The sequence below is a fragment of the Bifidobacterium sp. LH_424 genome (genome assembly GCF_056356895.1).
Window position 1 is genome coordinate 95,639 of record NZ_JBKEVC010000002.1, and the last position, 19,974, is coordinate 115,612.

The window sequence follows — 19,974 nt, forward strand, 5'->3', positions numbered from 1 at the left end:
GATTCAGACACGAGACGAATAAGCCCCCTCTGACGAGGGGGCTGTCGGCCGCAGGCCGACTGGGGGAGAGAAAAGGAGCGGCCGCTGGCCGCGGGAATATCGTATCGGCCGAAGGCCGATTCCGTTTCCTGCGGCCTGCGGCCGCTGTCTCTCCCCCACCCGGCTTCGCCGGGAGCCCCCTCGTCAGAGGGGGCCAAGACGACGTCGTGCTACGCGCGGCGCTTGCGCCAGACGGTCAGGGCGACACCCGCGGCGGCCAGCACGGCCACCACGCCCAGCACGGACGCCACGGCAGCACCCGTCTTGGACAGAGCCGCACCGTTGCCGGACGGCTTGGCCGTCGGCTTCGTCACGGCACCACTACCGTTGCCGGAGCCGTTGCCGGCACCCGGCTTGGTCGCGGAACCGTTGCCCGAGCCGTTATCACCGGCACCGCCCTTGGCGGTCACGGTCACGACGACCGAATCGGTCTTGCCGCCCGCGGTCGCGGTGATCGTGGCGGTGCCGGCCTTGACGCCGGTCACCTTGCCGTTCGCGTCGACCGTCGCGACGGCGGCGTTCGACGTCGTCCACGCCACATCCGCATCGGACGCGTCGGACGGCGTCACCGTCGCCTTCAGCGCGACGGACGCGCCTTCCTTGACCGTCACCTTGCCGTCCTTCACGCCGTCGCCGGTGATCGTGACGGACTCGACCGGGACGGTGACCGGCTTGGCGGCGACCTTGACTGTGTCGGCGCTGGTCAGCTCGAACGTCTTCGACGGGGACGCGCCCGCCGTGCCCGGCTGCGCGTTCTGGAGCACGCCGGTCGTGTTCTCGCCGATCGCCTTCGCGAACACGGTCTTGCCCGCGTCCGCGTTGGTCAGCGTGTACTCGGCGGCGGTCGCACCGTCGATGGCGACGGCCTTCGCGACGTCCGCGGCATCGGCGGAATCCGCGCGATACCACTGGACGGACGAAAGCTTCCAACCATCGTTGAACGCGGCGGTGAGCTTCGTGCCGATCGGAGTCGCGGCGTCCGCGGCATCACCGGAACCGGAACCGGCGACCGCGCCCGTGACGGACACGGACGGCGTGGTCTCCGGCGGCACGCCCTCGTACGTGACGGGGATCGTCTCGATCTTGCCGTCGGCGCCATAGGTGACGCGGGCGATGCGGATCTCACGCTTGTTGCCGTTGGCGAGCTGCGCGTTGTTGTGCGTGGAATCGTAGCCGCGCGGGCGCATCTCGTCGGTGAGGAACGCGTGGTACACGACATACCAGTCGTCGGTGCCCGGAACCTGCACGAACGAGTGGTGCGCGGTGCCGAGGATGCCCTTCGCGTCGTCCTTCGACAGGATGTAGCCGCCGTACTGCCAATCCGTGCCCTTCACGTCGCTCAGCTTCTTGGCGGAGACGTACGCGTAGCCGACGCTGTAGCGCGGCTCGTTGGTGTCCCAGCACGAGTAGCTGTAGTAGTAGATCGTGTTGCCGGGCTTGTTCGGGTCGGGGCGGGATGTGATGTAGGAGCCTTCGCGCATGTCCTTCGTGGCGTTGGTGGTCACCGTGGTGCCCGCCTTGATGCCGGTCATGTCGTCGTTGAGCTCGGCGTACTTGCCCGGCGACTGACCCCACGCGAGATAGTACTTGTCGGGCTCGTTCGGGTCCTGGAACACGGCCGGGTCGATGCTCGACTCGACCTTGACCTTCTGGATCTTGTAGCCGGACGTGATCGTGCCGCCCTTCGCCGGATCGGAGATGGCCACGTTGGTCATGCCGCCGCCGGAGAAGTACAGGTAGAACTTGCCGTTGCGGACGGCGAAGCCCGGGGCCCACGCCTTCTCCTTGCGGCCGTCGATCATGTCGTTGTAGTCCTTCGACAGGTCGACGACAGTGCCCTTATCCTCCCAGTTCACCATGTCGGTCGACTCGAACACGTGGATCGAGTGGCCGGCCCAGCCGGAGTAGCCGTCGGTGGTCGGGAAGATGTAGTACTTGCCGCCGTAGGCGACGACCTGCGGGTCGGCGAAGAACTTCCAGCCTTCGTTGCCGGTCGGATCCTTCTCGCCGATGCCGGAGGCCTTGGCCTCGTCGCCGCTGATGCGCACCGGGGTGACGAGCACCTCGACGCCGACCGTGTAGTCCACGGTCTTGCCGTCGTAGGTGAGCTTCAGCTTGAGCGGCTGCGAGTAGTCGGCGATCTTGTTCAGGTCGGCGGCGGTGAGCGTCTTGCCGGACTCGTCCGCGACGGTCACGCCGTCGGGGATCTCATAGTCGAAGGAGACCTTCGACTTGTCCGACTTCGCGCCGGTCTTCGCATCCGACCAGTAGTCGAGCACGATCGTCTTCGTGACCGCGCCGGAACCGTCGGTGGCGGTGGTCGCGTTCTGCGAGAGAATCTGGTCGGTCTTCTTCACCTTGAGCGCGGCGGCCGGGCCCTGCACGTCGAGCGCGGACTTCGCGTAGTTGTAGACGTTCACGTCGTCGATACCTCCGTTGTAGGTGCCGTCGGCCGAGTAGAACGACTTGCCGAAGTACGCCTTCGTGTTCCTGCCGAAATCGGTGATCGCCACGTCGGTGTCGACCTGGCCGGCGAGTTCGCCGTCCACGTACAGCGCGATGTGCTTCGCGGTGACGGTGAGCGTGTACTTGTGCCACGTCTGGGTGTCGATCGCGCCGGAGATCTTCTCCTCGCTCTGGTACGAGCCCTTCGTGATGGCCACGTACGCCTCGTTGCCGCGCAGGCGGATGAACAGGTACTTGTTGTTGTCCTGGCCGAGCGCGAACGAGAAGAAGTTGCCGGAGGTCTGGCGCGACTTCGACGAGAATTCGAGCGTGAACTCGTTGCGCCCGTCGAACAGGCCGGTCGGCAGCTCGGCGTATCCGCCGTCGCCGCGCAGCTGGATGACCTTGCTGCCCCAGTCGCCCGGCTTGCCGAACTCCTTGACGCCGTTGAGCGTCAGATCATTGCCGTTGCCGGTCGTGTCCTTGCCCAGATCGTTGTCGTCCTCGAAATCGTAGGACGCGATCGGCTTGGAACCGGACTTGTCCGGCGTGACCGGCTCAAGCGGCTGGTTCTCGTCGAACGCCTTCATGACCGCCTCGTATTCGGAGGCCGTGATCGGCAGGATCGTGCCGTGGCGCTTCTTGAGGGAGCCGAAGTTGACCTTGCTCGCGGCCGCCCAGTCGGCGGTGTCGGTGCTGCCGAGGTCCGCGGAATAGAACGGCAGGTAGCCCTTGCCTTCCGCGTACTGGTCCCACATCAGGCCGTACTTCATCTGCTTGCCGTTCGCGGTGAGCACGTCGTCGTCGTTGTAGCGGAACAGTTCGGGGCCTTCCAGCTTCTTGCCGGTCCACTTGCTGTTGCCGACAAGGTCGCGGAAGTAGCCGACGAACTCCCACTGCTGGTCGTCCTTGCCGTGGTTGTAGCCGTCGCCTTCGCCCACGAAGGTCGTCGCGAGCGGGTTCTTCGTGCGCTCGACGCCGAGCTCGGTGTCGCCGGAGACGCGGTAGTAGTAGCCATCGTCCGCCTTGAGCATCGTCGTGTCGATCACCGACTGCGGGCGGTCGATCCACTTGACCGGCGTGCTGAACGTCTTGAAGTCACGCGTCAGCGAGTAGTACATGTTGGTCGGGTCGGCGGCGTTCGGATCCTTGTCGTCCTGATCGGACGTGGTCGCCCAGTAGACCATGTACTGGCCGAGTTCCGGAATCCAGTAGGCTTCCGGCGCCCACGCCATGGCGGCGTGCGGGATCTTCGACGCCACGTCCACGGCGTACGGCTCGCCCCAGTTCACCAGATCATCGGACTCCCAGACGATGAGGTCCTTGCTGCCGTTGTACTTCTGCGCCGGGTTGTCGCCCCAGCCGCCACGATGGTAGATGCTCAGGTCCGTGGCGATCAAGTAGAAGTGGTCGCCTTCCGGGGAGCGCACGAGGTACGGGTCGCGCACGCCCTTCTCGCCCAGATCGGAGGTGAGCACCGGATTGCCCGCGGCACGGGTGTCGTGCCAGGTGAGTCCGTCCTTGCTGGTCGCGAAGTACATCTGCTCGTCGGTGGCGTTGCGTTCCGTGCCGGTGAAGTGCGCGAACAGGTAATCCGTGGTCTTCGGCTTCTCGACGGCGGCCTTGACGGTCAGGTCGAAGGTCTTCGTCGCGGTGGAGCCGTCCTTGCCGGTGACGGTCGCGGTGAGCGTCACCTTCGTGTCCGCCTTCTGGCGGGTGACGACGCCGGCCTTCACGTCACCGTTGTCGGCATCGGTGACGACAGCCGGATCACTCGACTTCCAGCTGATCGTCGAGCCGTTCACCGTGCCGGTGGTCGGCAGGGTGATGCTGGAACGCACGTCGTCGGCGTTCGGGATGGTGAGCGCGTTGGCGTCCGCCTCGGCCTGCTTGGTCTGCTGCGTGCCGGCCTCGTAGTCCTTCTTGATCTGGTCGGCGGTGTGCGCGGAACCGTAGATCTTCAGATTGTCGAACAGCCCGGAATAGTATTCGCCGTTCACCCAGTTCGCCTTGCCGAGCTGGAGGACGCCGCCGTCCGCGCCGAGGATGTCCGCGAGTCCCTGCTTGACCGCGCCGTCGGGCGTGGCCGTCGCGACCTGTTCGCCGTCGATGTACAGCGTGGACGAGGTCGGCGCGAGCACGATGTCGACGTGACGCCAATCGTTCTTCAGGTCCTTCGCCGCGACGCTGCCGGATTCGTTGCGTCCGGAGCCGTCGTTGTTGTAGCGCTGGAACGTGAGCGACGTGGTCAGGTCCATGACGCCGAGGTAATGCTCGGACTTGTAGACGGGTGCCTTCGCGTCGGGGGCCGCATAGAACGACCAGCCCTGGCCGGTGCTCGCCGACTTCGAATCGTAGCTGATCGTGACGGCGTCCTTGCCCTTGAGCACGGCCGAACCGTCGGACTTGGTCACGTCCAGCCAGAATCCGGAGCCCAGTTGGGCGGCGGTCGTGCCATCCTTGCCGGTGCCGGTCGCGGCCTTGCCGTTGATCGTCGCCTTCACGCCGGTGGTCGCGTCGGTGATGCTGCCGGTCGCGCCCGCCTTCACGTCGTTGAAGTCGAGGCTCGCGAGCAGGTCGGTATCCGCGGCATTCTGCGCGACGGCCTGTTGCAGCGCCTGTCGCGCGGTTTGTGATTGCGCGGTTGCGGCCGATGATGACGCGTCCGCGGCCGTCGCCGATGGCACGATCGCCATCAGCATCGGCAGCGCCGCGACTGCGGCCACCGCTTTCTTCCAACTCCCCATAATGCTCCTTCGGTAAGGGGATTGCTTCCTCGCACATCCGATGCCCGCTTGCGACATCGTCCCCGTTCGCAGGCTCCCCTCGGAGCTTCTTCCACCACTCCCCCAAGGCACCCACGACCGAACAAACCAGCATCGGCCATGTACAATCCCCCATCATACCTGTGAGCGGTAACAAAAACCATGGGGCATACAATTAGGCCCCCTCTGACGGGACATCGCCGTGAAGCAAACGCCGGAGGCGTTTGTAGGCGATGTGCGAGCCGACAGGCGAGCCGATGTGAGGCCGGCCGCAGGACGTCCGTAATCGCGGTCGGGCTGTCCGCGGCAGCGGACTGGGGGAGAGAAGAAGAGCGGGCGCAGGCCGCGGGGAAATCGAATCGGCCTTCGGCCGACGCCTTATCTCCCGCGGCCTGCGGCCGCTGTCTCTCCCCCACCCGGCTTCGCCGGGAGCCCCCTCGTCAGAGGGGGCCAAGGACACCGATCGCGCTAGGCGCGGCGCTTGCGGAGGGTGAGGACGGCGCCGGCGGCGGCGAGCATCGCCGTCACGCCGATCAGGCCGGCGACGGCGGAACCCGTCGCGGACAGGCCGCTCTTGCCGGAGGCGTTCGCGCCGTTGTTCTGGTTCGCGCCGTTACCCGCACCCGGGTTCGGCTTCGGCGTCTCGGCACCGGCGAACACGAACGCGTAGGTCTGCGTGAACGCGCCGTCCGGGCTGGTGACCGTGAAGGTCTGGCCCTTCGTGGCGTCGGCCGTGATCTCCGCGATCTTCCAATCGATCGGAACGCCCTGCAGCTTGACCTTGCGGCCCTTGTCGATCGTGAACGGACCGGACTGGTCGTAACGGAATGAAGTCACCTGAGCGCCGTTGTCCGCATAGTTCGCGGTCACGGCCTTGAGGTCCTCCACGCCGTACTTGGTCGTCGGCTCGTTGCCGGACTTCTCGACCTCGAGCGTGAACTCGACGGTCTGGTCGCCGGCCGTCACCGTCACCGTGGTCGTGCCGGCCTTGACGCCGGTGAACGTGGCGGTGTCGCCGGTCGCCGAGTCGACGGAGGCGACGGACGAATCGGCGGAAGTCCACGTGACCTGCGTGCCGTCGGCGAGGCCGCTGGTCACGGCGCTGAACGTGGCCGTCGCACCGGCCTTGACCTTGACGGTCGTGCCGGCGACGGACGCGTTCGCGGCGTCGAGCACGGTGAGCGACTTGGCGGCCGCGGCGTCCTCGGAGTAGTTGTTCTGCAGAGTGGTGCCGTTGTAGGCCTTCATCACCGCGTCATACTCGGTCTTCGTAATCGGCAGGATCGTGCCGTGGCGCTTCTTGAGCGAACCGAAGTTCACCTGCGAGGCGGACGACCAGTCGGACTTGTCGGTGCTGCCGAGGTCGGCGGAGTAGAACGGCAGGTAGCCCTTGCCTTCCGCGTACTGGTCCCACATGAGGCCGTACTTCATCTGCTTGCCGGCGGCGTTGGTCGGAATGTCGTTGGAGTTGTATCGGAACAGCTCCGGGCCTTCCAGCTTGGCACCGGTCAGGCCAGTGCCGGTGAGGTCGCCGAACGTGCCGACGAGCGTCCACTGCTGGTCGTCGTTTCCGGTGTTGTAGCCGGGCGCGGTCTCGCTTTCGGTGACGGCAAGCGGGTTCTTCGTGCGCTCGATGCCGAGGTAGGTGTCGCCGGAGACGCGGTAGTAGTAGCCGTCGTCCGCCTTGAGCATCGTCGTGTCGATGACGGAACGCTCGCGGTCGATCCACTTGACCGGGTCGGAGAAGTGGACGAAGTCACGCGTGGTCGCGTAGTACATGTTCATCTGGTCGCCGTACTTGTTGCCCAGCGGGTCGCTGGCGGCACCGTTCGTGGTGGTCGCCCAGTAGACCATGTATTCGCCGAGTTCCGGAATCCAGTAGGCTTCCGGCGCCCAGGCGCAGCCGGCGCCCGGGATCTTCGAGGCGACGTCGACGAGACGCGGCTTCGACCAGGAGACGAGGTCATGGGATTCCCAGATGACGAGCTTGGTGCTGCCGCCCGCGCCCGGACGGAAGTGCCAGCCGTACTTCTTGACGCTCAGATCGGTGGCGATCAGGTAGACGGTGTCGCCTTCCGGGGAACGCACGAGGTACGGGTCGCGCACGCCGGTCTCGCCCACGTCGGAGGTGAGCACCGGGTCGCCGTCCTTATGCGTGTCGGTCCACTTGAGGCCGTCCTCGCTGGTGGCGAAGTACATCTGCTCGTCGGTGACCTTGCGCTCAGAGCCGGTGAAGTGCGCGAACAGGTAGTCGGTGGTGGTCTCCTGCTTGACGGCCTTTTTCACGGTCGCGACGAAGCGCTTGACGGCGGTCGCGCCCTCGACGGAGGCGGTGAGCACGACGGTCTTGTCGCCGTCGGCCGGACGGGTGACGACGCCCGGCGCGACCTTGCCGTCGGCCTTGTCGGAGATGACGGACGGGTCGGTGGAGGTCCACGTGATCGGGCTGCCGAACTTCGAGCCGGTGGTCGGGAGCGTGATGCTCGAGTACACGGCGTTGAGGTTGCCGAGGTCGATCGCGTCGAGGTCGGCCTGCGCCTTGTCGGCGGCGGATTCCTCATGCTTGACGGTGACGGTGAAGGTCTTGGACTCGCTCGTTCCCGCGACGGTGGCGGTGAGCGTCACCTTCACGTCCGCCTGGTCGGAGGCCGGGCGGGTGACGGTCGCCTTGCCGGTCGCGGCGTCGATCTTCACGGCGTCGTTGTCGGACGTCCACGCGATCGCGGTGCCGTTCGAGCTGACCGGCACGGTGAAGTCGGCGGTCACGGATTCCGGCACGTCCGCGTTGGCGAGCGCGTCGGCGATGGCCGCGGCGGTGGAATCGTAGACCTTGAGGTTGTCGATGTCGCCGGTGAAGTATTCGCCGTTGCCCCAGTTGCCCTTGCCGATCTGGAACACGCCGCCCTCGGCGCCGAGGATCGACGTCAGCGGCGAATCGGCGGTGTCGGTGGAGACGCCCTGCTGCTTGCCGTCCACGTACAGCGCGGAGAACTCGTCGGTCACGACGATGTCGACGTGCTTCCAGTTGCCGGCGGTTCCGGCGTGCTTGTCGATGGTGGCCTTGTCGGAGTTGCGGCCGTTGATGTAGCGCTCGACGCGCGTCTTGTTGGTCTGGTCAAGCACGCCGAGATACGTGGGCGCGCTGCCGTTGACGCCGTTCGCGTTCGGCGCGGCGAAGACCGTCCAGGCGCCGCCGGTCGCGGTGGCCTTGGAATCGTAGCTGATGGTGACGGCGTGCTTGCCCTTGAGCAGGGCGGAACCGTCGGCGTTGGTCAGGTTCAGCCAGTTGCCGGAGCCCAGCGTGAGCGCGGTCGTGCTGTCCTTCGCGTTGGTCGCGGTCGCGGCCTTGCCGTTGATGGTCGCCTTGGCCTTGCCGGTCTTGTCGTTCAGCGTGCCGGTCTGGTCGGCCTTGACGTCGTTGAAGTCGTAGTTGGCGAGCAGGTTCGCGTCCTTCTCGTAGTTCGCGAGGTCGCTCGGCCCCTCGGTGGGTGTATCGGCGGCTGCGGCGGCGGTATCGTCCGCCGTGATCGTTCCGTTCTGCGCGACGGCGGCCGCGAGCGCCTGCTGCGCGGCCGGCGTGTTCGCCGCCGACGTCGTCGTGTCGGCCGCGTTCGCAGCCGGCGCCAACGCCATCAGCATCGGCACGGTGGCCACCAGCGCCACCGCCTTCTTCCAGTTCCCCATAATGCTCCTTCGATCAGGGAATCATGTTCTTCCGACGGTCTCCTCCTCGCCCGTCATCGCCTACCTTGCGATGACGGGATTCGCCTGTGCACCAGCCGCCCATCGAAGACCTCACCATCTTCCCCAAGGAGCCGATGACCGAACCTACCATCGGAAATGTTCGTTCCCATCATACATGTGAGCGGTCACAAAGCCACGCCGAAAGCGGTTGCAGAGCTCGGGCCGACCACAGGCCGTCCATGATTGCGGACGAGGTGTCATCGCGAAGCGATGACGGAGGGAGAGAAGAAGAGCGGCCGCAGGCCGCGAGGAAATCGAATCGGCCGAAGGCCGATGCCGTATCTCCCGCGGCCTGCGGCCGCTGTCTCTCCCCCAGTCAGCCTGCGGCTGACAGCCCCCTCGTCAGAGGGGGCCGAGGATGGCGTCTACCGCTACGCGCGGCGCTTGCGCCAGACGGCCAGGGCGACACCCGCGGCGGCGAGCACGGCCACCACGCCGAACACGGACGCCACGGCGGCACCCGTCCTCGACAGAGCCGCACCGTTGCCGGACGGCTTGGCCGTCGGCTTCGTCACGGCGCCGTTGCCGTCACCGGCACCCGGCTTGGTCGCGGAACCGTTACCGGCGCCGTTGTTGTCACCGTCACCGGTGCCCGGGTTCGGGTTCTCCGAATCCTTCTTGATGAGGGTGACCTTGTAGGTCTTCGTGGTGGTGCCGTCGGCGGCGGTGACCTTCACGGTCACCACGCCGTCGGTCACGGCCACATCGGCCGAAGCGCCGGCATCGGCGGTCTCGGCGGCCACGTCGGCCACGCCCACCGCGGCAGGATCGTCGACCTTCAACGACGCACCCTTTTCGGACGCGGCGTCATCGAGCGACACCGCGGAACCCGCCACCGTGAGCGACTTGAGCGTGGCGTCCGAAGACACCGGCTTGTCGGCCACGACGACCTTCAGCGTGACGTCCTTCTTCGACTGGTCGAGCTCCTCGGAGACCTTCATGTCGAGAATCGGGGAGCCGTCGGTGCGGAAGTGAATCGGCACGATGGAGGCGTTGCGGGCGCCGGAGTTGCCGAAGTGGTACACGTTGTAGATGTCGCCGTACGGGTCGGCGAAGTAGGAGTTGTGGCCGAGGCCGTTCTGGCCGGGGAACACCCCGTTATGCATCCACGGGTAGTTGGACTTGGTCCAGCTGGATGCCTTGGTCAGGTCGGAGCCGACCTTGGCGGTGAGCATGCCGGTCGCGTACTGGTCGGAGACCTCCTGCGCGGAGAACACCATGTAGATCATGCCGTCCTTGACGAGCACGTTCGGGCCTTCGCTCACACCGGACAGCTCCCAGCCGTAGACCGGCTGGACGATGCGGGTAGCGGCGGAGGTGATCTGCCACGGCTTGTCCTTGCTGGTTTCAGCGATGTACAGGGACGCACGGGCGCCCTTGTAGGTGTCGTCACCCTGGCTCCACGCCACGTAGGACTTGCCGGCGACCTCGAAGTAGGTCATGTCGATGGTCAGGGCCTTGAGGTTGAGCGCGTCGCCGGACTTGTTGAGCACGCGGTGCTCGGTCCAGTCGGCGGTCTTGGTCGGGTCGCCGCCGTCCTTGAGCTCGTACACGTAGGCGGACGGGCCGGCCCAGTTCGGAGCGCCGGAGAGCGCCGGGTCGCCGTCCTTGCCGGTCGGGTACTGGGCGAAGAAGCAGTACAGGTGCGTCTTGCCGTTGGAGTCGGTGATCGCGTGCAGCTCGGGCGCCCAGTGGTAGCCCTTGTGACCCGTGTTGTCCTTGTTGCCCCACAGGAAGATGTCCTGGCCTTCGACGATGTTGCCGCCGTCGCCGTCGCTGACGGAGCTTCCGGCGTCCTTCAGGCCCTCCATCGTGTCGGAGACGCGGATGTAGATGTTGCGGTCCGCGCCCTCGTTGGTGGCGATGAAGTAGTACTTGCCCTGCCAGTAGACGACGTTCGGGTCGGCGCGGCGATACATCATCGTGCCGTTGGAGAAGTTCTGCTGGGCGATGGTGCCCTTGACCTCGTAGGTGCCGGCCTTGGAGGTGTCGATCTTCGCGAGGTCGTCGGCGTTCCAGTTGACGCGGAAGTCGTACGTGGAGCCGTCGGAGTAGGTGGCCGTCGCGGTCGTGCCCTTGGACAGGTTGCCGTTCTTCAGCGTCTCGCCACCGTTGATCTGCTTGAGCAGGTCGTCCTTGGTGGTCTTGCCCGCTTCGACGGTGATGTCCTTCGGGTTCTCGACGCCGGTGTTGGTCACGCGGCCGAGCTTCTCGGCGACCTTCGCGGCGAGCGAGGCGTCCACGGCGATCGTGTTGGAGGCCACGGCGTTGGAGATGCCGCTCAGGTCGGCGGTGGTCTTGGCGAACGCGGCACCGGTCTTCACGGCGGAGAACGTCTTGAAGTCCTCGGTGGTCACGTACTTGGCCACGCCGCCCACGGTCCATCCGACGCGGTAGTTGCCGGCGGAGGCGTCGTAGCCAGCGGTCAGCGATCCGGCGTCGAACTGCGTGGTGTCGTCGGTCACCTTCACGCGACCGGTCACCTCGTAGTCGTTCGGATTATCGTTCCACTGGATGAGGTCGTCGGAGGTGAGGAACAGAATCTGCCCCGGATCGGCCGGGTAGATGGTCGAAGAGCTGTCCTGCCCGCGCGTGGTGTTGTACTTGGTGAGCGTGGAGACGAACGCGTACTTGCCGTCCTTCATGCGGAACAGGTACGGGTCGGCGATGCCGCGGCCGATTTCGGCGCCGGTGGTGTTCAGCGTCTTGTTGGCCTCGTCGAGGATGTAGTTCGCTTCGGCGAACACGACGCCGTAGTTCTGGTTCAGCGCCTCATAGGACTTGCCGTTCTTGCTGAGCGCCATGTGCAGCGACTGGCCGACGCGCGCGCCGCCGCTGATGGAGCCGGCGCGCGTGTACGACGCGATGGTCTCGGCGCTCTTCGGCATGACGCGCACGGCGGTGAACTTCTTCGTCGCGGTCTTGCCGTTCAGCGTGACGGTGGCGGTCAGGTCGACGGTCTTCTCCGCATCACCGGAAACGCCGACCACCGTGCCGTCGTCCTTCACGAGCGACGTGTCGGACGACTTCCACGCGACGGTCGCGCCGGGAGCGGCGGCGATCGTCGCCGGCAACGTCGCGCCCGCGGTGAGCTGGTAGTCGACGAGCAGTCGGTCCGCGGCCGCTTCGGCGGTGGTGATGGCCGCGGTGACGACCACCGTGAACTGCTTCGTGTAGACGACGCCGTTCACGGTGGAGGACGCCGTGAGCGTCACCTCGGTGTCCTGCGCGGGGGCCTTGACGACCTTGCCGTCATTGCCGAGCACGCTCGTGTCGGACGACGTCCACGTGAGCGGGTTGCCGAGCGCATCGGTCGCGGGCAGCGTCACGCCGCTTTCGGTGGAGCCGGGCACGGAGACGCCGTCCCAGATCATCGCGTCGGACACGTACGCGGCCTTCCATACCTTGATGTTGTCGAGTCCGCCGTTGTAGTACTTGTCGCCGTTCCACGTGGACTTGCCGAACGTGACCGGCAGGTCCGTGCCGAGGTCCGACAGCTTCGTGGTCACGTTCCTGTTGATGCCCTTGAGCGCGCCGTCCTGGAACACGGCGATGAAGCTCGGGCTCACGGAGATGCGGTACGTGTGCCACACGCTGGACGTGTTCGTGTTCACGGTCACGCCCTGCTCGGCGCGGTTGGAACCCTTCGTGATGGCGGTGTACACGCTGCTCGGGCGCAGACGGGAGAAGAAGTACTTCTGATTGTCGTTGCCGATCGCGAACGAGAAAAAGTTGTCGCCGTCCGCCATGCGCGACTTCGAGTCGAACTGCACGGTGAACGAGTCGGTTCCGTTGAGCAGGCCCTTCGGCAGTTCGAGGTACTGGCCGTCGTTGCCGCGCAATTGGACGACTTTGCTGGTGAAGTCGCCGGGCTTGCCGTACTCGACGTTGTCGCCCTTGATGGTCAGGTCGTTGCCGTGGCCGGAGACGTCCTTGCCCTTGTCGTTCTCATCCTCGAAATCATAGGATGCGAGCAGGTTCGCGTCGGTGAGGCCTCCGTCGGCCGGATCCGCCGCCATCGCGGTGCTCGGCCCCAAGGCCAGCCCCGCGAGCATGACCGGCAGCGCCGCAAGGGCCGCCACCGCTTTCTTCCAATTCCCCATGATGCTCCTTCGGTAAGGGGATTTCTTCCTTCGATATTCAGTTATGTGGTGAAGTGTGTTGGGTAAAACTGCCTCCCTCTGAGGGGACATCGCCGTGAAGCAAACGCCGGAGGCGTTTGTAGGCGATGTGCGAGCCGACAGGCGAGCCGATGTGAGGTCAGCCGCAGGCTGTCCGTAATGGCGGACGAGGTGTCATCGCGAAGCGATGACGGAGGGAGAGACCACGGCCGTAGGCCGCGGGAACATCGAATCGGTCTTCGGCCGATGCCGTTTCCTCAGCGGCTCACGCCGCAGTCTCTCCCCCACCCGGCTTCGCCGGGAGCCCCCTCGTCAGAGGGGGCCAATTCGCACGGTCGGCTCAGGCCTGGCGCTTGCGCTGGATGGTCAGGGCGATGCCGGCGGCGGCGAGCAGGACCGCCACGCCGAGTACACCGGCCACGGCAGTGCCCGTCGCGGACAAGCCCGCGCCGTTGCCGTTCGGCTTGGTCGCGGAACCGTTGCCGTTCACGGAACCGGCTCCGGCGTTGCCGTTGCCGGCACCACCGTTATCACCCGCGTTGCCGCCGTTATCGCCGGAACCGCCGTTGTCGCCGGAATCCTTCGCCTTGACGGTGATCTTGAGGAAACCGGAGACGCCGTTCTTGGCGGTGGCGGTGATCGTCGCGTCGCCGGCGGCGCGCGCGGTCACGGCGCCGTTCTGGTCGACGGAGGCGACGGTCGCGTCGGAACTGGTCCACACGAGACCGGCGGCCGCGGCGTCGCCCGCGTCGCCGGACCACGTGATGTCGGCGGCGAGCTGCGCGACGTCGCCGACGGTGAGCTGCTGCTTGCCGCTCACCTTGACGGCGGTGACGACGCTCTCACCGGGCTTGTCCGGGTCGACCGGCGTCTCGCCCGTGCCCTTGACGGTCACGGTGACGGTGACGGTGCGGTTGGCGGGCGCGACCTCCTGGTCCTTGCTCAGCGACATGTCGAGCATGCCGTTGGCGCGCACGTTCACCGACTTGACCCACGTGTTGCGGTCCTGGTCGAACAGGCCGCCGGCCGCGCTGCCGGAGTGGGGCTCCGGGTAGGGGCGGGCGTGGTAGGCCATGACGATGTTGCCGGCCTCGTCGTGCACGAGCGAGATGTGGCCGGGGCCGGCCTGCTTGCGCTCGTACGAGGTCTCGTCGGCGCCGTACTTGCCGGTGTAGGTGTCGTTCGTGTCGATCGACGGGAAGTCGGCGGTCGTCCAGCTGGCCGGGTCGGTCAGGTCGGCGTCGAGGGAGGCGCGCATCACGTTGGTGTTGTAGTACTTGTCCACCGTGGCGCCCGCGTACGCGATGTACACGTACTTGCCGTGCGCGAACATGAACGGCGCCTCGACGATCGCCTGGTCCGAGCCTTCGGTGTTGTCGCCGGGGGTCGGGGACTGCTTGCCGTACTCGAACTGCTGGCTCACCTGGTAGATGTGCTTGAGCGAGCCGTCGACGAGCGGGGTGACGCCGTCGCCCATCTTCGCCTTGGCGAGGTACAGGCCGGCGCTCTTCGGGAACAGCCAGTAGCCCTGGGTCTTGCCGTTCTCTTCGCGTTCGAAGTACGTCACGTCGAACGCGGCGCCTTCGAGCACGGTCGGCTCGCCCCAGTTCTCGGCCTTGAGGAAGCCGCCGTCCTTGATGGACTGCTCGTCGCCGGTGTACGGGATGAGGATGGTGTTGTTGCACCAGCCGCCGTTCACGCTCGAGGCTCCCTTATGGAAGCCGGCCACGATCCACCACTTGCCGTTGATCTTGTGGAACTCCTGGGCCCAGATGAACGCGCTCCACCCGTAGAACGAGTCGGGGTACTGGTCCTTGTGGCCCGGAGTGCCGTTCTCCGGCTTGATGATGATGTGCTCCTCGGCGCTCTTGAGGCCGTTGATGGTCTTCGCGCGCTTGAGTCCGATGGAACGGTAGCTGTTCTTCTGCAACGTGCTCGGATCGGTGGACTTCACCTCGTAGGTGGAACCGGTGAGGTAGTAGTAGCCGTCGTCCTCGTTGTAGAAGATGTCCGGATCGGCGCGGGCGTCGTTATACATGGCCTCGTCGGTCTGCTTGACGGTGCCCTGGACCTCGAACGAACCGCCCTTCGACTTGTCGAGCGATGCGAGCTGATCGGCGATCGAGTCGGTGTTCCAAGCCACGTCGAACGACTTCGTGGAGTCATCGTTGTAGGTCATCGTCGCCTTGGTCTTGGCGACGTCCTTCGCGATGGATTCCGCGGTGGCGTCCTTCGCGTCCGCCTCGACGCCCTTCACGGAAACGCCGGTGTTCTGGAGGTCCACGTAGTTCTTGTGGAACTTCGCGAACTCCGTCTGGCTCACCGTGAACGCGCTGGTCTGGCCTTCGCCGGCCCACGCGGGCAGGCCGTCGGTCGCGCCGGACACGCCCATCTGGGCGGCGTCGGCCTTGTACAGGCCCGTGACCTTCGCGGAGGCGGTCAGGTCGGAGAGCACGGCCACGCGGCCCTCGCCGGTCAGGCCGTCGGTGAAGAACACCTTGTAGCCCTTCGCGGCGGCGTCATAGACGATGCGCGGGTTGGTGACGGTATCGGAGGAGGACAGCGTGATCGCGCGCTGGTTGGTGAACGTCGCGCCGTCGCCCTTGCCGTCCCACACGTAGATCGCGCCGGTCGCGTTGTTCTGCGACGCGACGACGCCGAGCGTGCCGTCCGCGGCGCGGTAGAACGTGGGCGAACCCATCTGCGCGTTCGGCTTGGCGGACTGCGAGCCGTCCCACTTGACCGACAGGATCGACTGCGAACGGTTCAGCGTCGTCCACGCGCCCTCGCCCGCGGCCTTGTCGGCCACATACAGCGAGTCCGCGCGACGATCGTCGTTGTAGGCGAGCGGATCGTACTTCGCGCCGTTCTGATCGCTGCGATCGACGTCCTTGACGTAGGACGCGATCTGGCCGCCGTCGTCGAGAATCGTCGCGTCCGCCGTGACCGGCGTCGCGACGCCGTCGATCGTCGCCGTGAGCGCGACCTTCACGGGCGCGCTTCCGGCGGCAGGCAGCGTGACCTTGCCGTCCGCGGCGACGAGCTTCGCGCCGTCGCCCGCGGCCTTCCACGTGACCGTCTTGCCGAGCACGGTGGACGGCAGGTCGCCGGTGATGCGCGACGGGATGGCGAGCGCGGCGGCGTAGTCAGTCTTCGCGCCTTCGACGCCGAGTTCGTCGGCGGTGAGCGCGCGGCCGGTGATCGTCAGGTTGTCGAGGAGTCCGGTGAAGTATTCGCCGTTGCCCCAGTTCGCCTTGCCGATCTGGAGGATGCCGCCGTCGGCGCCGAGGATGTCGGTCAGGACCTGGCCGTTGGTGTTGACGGCGACGAGCTGCTGGTCGACGTACAGTTTCGCGGTCTTGCCGGCGATGACGATGTCGACGTGCTTCCAGCCTTCGTTCTTCGCGGTGGTGGAGAGGTTGCCGGAGGAGTCGCGACCGCTCGCGTTGTTGTAGCGTTCGACCGTGATGCCGGTGGTCTTGTCGAGGACGCCGACGTAGTGCTCCTTGCCGTACTCCTGCTTGGTGGCGTTGGAGGCGGCGAAGAACGTCCATCCGGTGTTCGCGTTGCCCGCGTCGGGCTTGGAGTCGTAGGAGATCGTGACGTCGGTCTTGCCCTTCAGGAGCGGGGAGCCGTCCTTGGCGGTGACGTTCAGCCAGAAGTCCTTGCTCAGTTTCACGGCCTTGCCGTCCTTCGCGTCCTTGGAGTCGGCGAGCGCGGCGGTGCCCTGCGTGGCGCCGGTCGCGTTGCCGCCGTCGAACGTGCCGTCGGCGTTGGTCTTGTCGAACGTGAAGTCGGCGAGCTGGTCCGGATCGGTGGGCTCGGTCGGCTCGCCGCTGCCGTCGTCGGCGACCTTCACCTTGGCGGTGACGGTGATCGCGGTGGAGCTGTAGAGCGGACGGTTCTTGTCGGCCGTTGCGTTGTCGACGAAGCCGCCGGTCTGCTTCCAGCTGTTGTTCGCGTTCGCGCCGCTGTTGATGAGGTCGTCCTCGTCGGTCTTGGCTTCGCCGGCCGCGTTGGTCCACTTCCAGTGGTTCTTGTTCGCGCCGATCGTGTCGACCGTGCCGGTGACCGTGTACTCGCCGGGCTTGGCGGTGTCGACGCCGGAGACGTCCCACGTGACGTCGCGGTCGGCGGTGCCGTAGCCGTTGGCGAGCGTGACGGTCTGCGTCTTCGGGAGCTTGGACGTGACGTCCTTCGCGTCGGCGTTCTGCTTGACGGTCACCTCGTCGTCGACGGAGAGGTTCTGGTTGTCGGAGGCCTTCGCGTCGGCGTTGCGGATCGCGTCGTACTGCGCCTTGGTGAGGGAGACGACGCCGCCGTGCTTGGTGTTCGCGGTGAGGAAGAAGTTGGTCTCGCTCACGTTGAGCGGCGTCCACGGGTTCTCCGCGTTGAGGTCGGTGGCGATCAGCGGGTTGTAGCCGTAGCGCGCGCCGGAGGCGACGGAGCCGTAGTTGTCGACGAACAGGATCCACTTGTTCTCGCCGTTGACCTTGAACGCGTTCGGGCCTTCCTGGGACGAACCGAACGTGCTGCCGATGTTCTTCTGGCCCATGACCCAGCCCTTGGCCGGATTGGTGGCGCCCTGGTCGCCGCGCCACCAGTCGGCGCGGTCGGTGTACTCCATGAAGATGCGGCCGGATCCGCTCATGCGGTAGGAGCGGCCGTTGTTCTGGGTCATCGTCGTGTCGATGGTGTTGCGGTTCACCGCGCTGTTCGGCACGAACACGCCGCCGAAGTGGTAGGTGTCCTGCGTGAAGTCACTGGTGTAGCCCCACACGACGTTGTTGTTCTTGGAGCCGCCGTCCACGCTTGCGGAGACGGACCAGTACATGACGAACGCGCCGCCCTTGGCGGAGCCGTTGTCCTTGCCGTCGTCGTTGAGGTCGTAGAAGTCGGGGACCCACGTGGCTTCGGGGGCCCACGCCATGCCGATGTTCGAGATGGTCTTGCCGGTCACGCTGTCGGTGAGCGTGGTGTCATGCTTGCCGTTCTCGTCCACCGCGGTGTCGAGTTCGGTCATGTCGTCGAAGTGGATGAGATCCTTCGAGGCCCACACGTGCAGCTTCGTGCTGTAGCCGTTGGTCCACGCGGTCCAGTTGGCGTTGTCGCCGCCGAACACGCGCAGGTCGGTGGCGAGGATGTAGTAGGTCTTCGCCTGCGGGTTGTAGGCGATGAACGGGTCGCGCACGCCGGTCGTGGATTCGTTGCTGGCGAGGATCGGCTCGCCGCCGTTGAGCGTATCCCACTGGTAGGGGTTGTCGCCGCGGGAGATGTCGAGGTAGATCTTCTCCGCGTAGCCCTTGTTGTTCTCGATGAAGTGGACCATCGCGTAGCCGTACGGATCGTCGGCCTTGACTTCCTTGACGGTCACCTTGATGCTCGCCGTGACGTTCGCGGCGGCGGTGGAGGTGGCGGTGATCGTGGCGGTGCCGGCTTTCTTGGCGGTCACGCTGCCGCTCGCGTCGACGGTGGCGACGGCCGGGTTGTCGGACTCCCACGTGACGGTCGGCTCGGCGGACGCCGGTTCGACGGTCGTGGTGAGCGAGGTGGAGGAGCCTTCCTTGAGGGTCAGCGTGCCGTCGTCGGCCACGGCGGAGCCGCCGATGTGCAGCTTCGTGGGCGAAGCGACGCCGAGGTCCGCGGCGGAGAGGGCGGAACCGTAGATGGTGAGGTTGTCGAGCAGGCCGGTGAAGTATTCGCCGTTGCCCCAGTTGCCCTTGCCGATCTGCAGCACGCCGCCGGAGCCTCCGAGAATAGTGGAGAGCTCCTCGCCGTTCACGTTGCTCGCGACGAACTTGCGGTCGACGTACAGTTTCGCGGTCGTGCCGGAGATCACGAGGTCGACGTGCTTCCACGCGTCCTTGGTGCCCGCGTTCTGGTCGATTGTGGCGACGTCGCTGTTGCGGCCGTTCAGGTAGCGTTCGACGCGCGTCTTGTTGGTCTGGTCGAGCACGCCGAGATAGGTGGGCGCGTTGCCGTTGACGCCGTTCGCGTTCGGCGCGGCGAACACGGTCCATGCGCCGCCGGTCGCGTTGGCCTTCGAGTCGTAGCTGATGGTCACGTCGTTGAGGCCGGCGAGCAGCGGGCTGCCGTCCGACTTCGTGACGTTCAGCCAGAAGTTCTGGCCGAGCTGGGCGGCCTTGCCTGCGCCGTCGTTCTGGCCGGCGACGAGGTTCGCGGTGCCGTTGACGGTCGCCTTCGCGTCGCCCTTCGCGCTCGTGAACGCGGCGGTTCCATTGTCCTGCGCGACCGGGTCGGCGTTGAAGTCGAAGCTGGCGATCGGGTCGGCGGCGGTTGCGGCGGCCGCCTTGGCGGACTTGGTCGTATCGGCGGCGGCCTGCGCCTGGGTTTGGGCTTGCGCGGCGCGCAGCTGCGCGGTCGATGCCGTCGCGGACTGCGTGGCCGTGGCCACGGCGTCGTCCGCCGACGCCGTCATGGGCAGGATCAGCCCCATGCTGAGCGTCGATACCGCGGCCACGATGGCCGCGAGTCGTGTGGCTCTCTTCACTGAGATTCCTTCCTCGGATTTCCTCAAGTTCCTTCGTTGGATTGCGTTCGTCTACCGCGCGCCTGCCCCCTCAGTCCGGCCTATGGCCGGCCAGCTCCCCCACATACGTGGGGGAGCAAAGGGAATGGAACGCGCCACGCAGCACAACCATTCCTTTGCGCCCCCTTCAGGGGGAACTGTCGCGCGAAGCGCGGCTGAGGGGGGACTCGATGTCTGGCAAACGAACACCCGATTTGTAATTTTGTTACCAAATCGTTATCGACGACCGGCCGCCAATCCTCCTCAAGTGGCGTGTTTCGCCGTCGCCCTCCTTCACGGCGCACGCGACGCCGCAATCGGTTTCCTTCGC

4 protein-coding genes are annotated in these 19,974 nt (G+C 66.2%); all 4 read right to left on the bottom strand.

The genetic code is table 11. The features are described from left to right. Positions 1-209 precede the first annotated feature (209 nt). The 4 genes from AC1AYP_RS03560 to AC1AYP_RS03575 all read right to left on the bottom strand — a co-directional run bounded on the left by AC1AYP_RS03560 (position 210) and on the right by AC1AYP_RS03575 (position 19,571). Positions 210-5,231: a family 43 glycosylhydrolase gene (locus tag AC1AYP_RS03560; protein WP_476546771.1), complete on the bottom strand. Its 5,022-nt coding sequence runs from the start codon at positions 5,229-5,231 to the stop codon at positions 210-212. Between the two features lie 486 nt (positions 5,232-5,717). Beyond that, complete coding sequence (locus AC1AYP_RS03565; RefSeq protein WP_476546772.1) at positions 5,718-8,933, bottom strand: immunoglobulin-like domain-containing protein; 3,216 nt, start codon at positions 8,931-8,933, stop codon at positions 5,718-5,720. A 431-nt stretch (positions 8,934-9,364) separates the two neighbouring features. Beyond that, positions 9,365-13,096 carry a family 43 glycosylhydrolase gene (locus AC1AYP_RS03570; RefSeq protein WP_476546773.1) on the bottom strand — a complete coding sequence of 1,244 codons (3,732 nt, stop codon included), beginning with the start codon at positions 13,094-13,096 and terminating at the stop codon, positions 9,365-9,367. A gap of 358 nt (positions 13,097-13,454) precedes the next feature. After that, positions 13,455-19,571 carry a LamG-like jellyroll fold domain-containing protein gene (locus tag AC1AYP_RS03575; RefSeq protein ID WP_476546807.1) on the bottom strand — a complete coding sequence of 2,039 codons (6,117 nt, stop codon included), beginning with the start codon at positions 19,569-19,571 and terminating at the stop codon, positions 13,455-13,457. Between the last annotated feature and the right edge of the window lie 403 nt (positions 19,572-19,974).

Bases quoted from the DNA above. Each gene is read 5' to 3' on its own strand.
- AC1AYP_RS03560 (WP_476546771.1), bottom strand. From the start codon at position 5,231: ATGGGGAGTTGGAAGAAAGCGGTGGCCGCAGTCGCGGCGCTGCCGATG.
- AC1AYP_RS03565 (WP_476546772.1), bottom strand. From the start codon at position 8,933: ATGGGGAACTGGAAGAAGGCGGTGGCGCTGGTGGCCACCGTGCCGATG.
- AC1AYP_RS03570 (WP_476546773.1), bottom strand. From the start codon at position 13,096: ATGGGGAATTGGAAGAAAGCGGTGGCGGCCCTTGCGGCGCTGCCGGTC.
- AC1AYP_RS03575 (WP_476546807.1), bottom strand. From the start codon at position 19,571: ATGGGGCTGATCCTGCCCATGACGGCGTCGGCGGACGACGCCGTGGCC.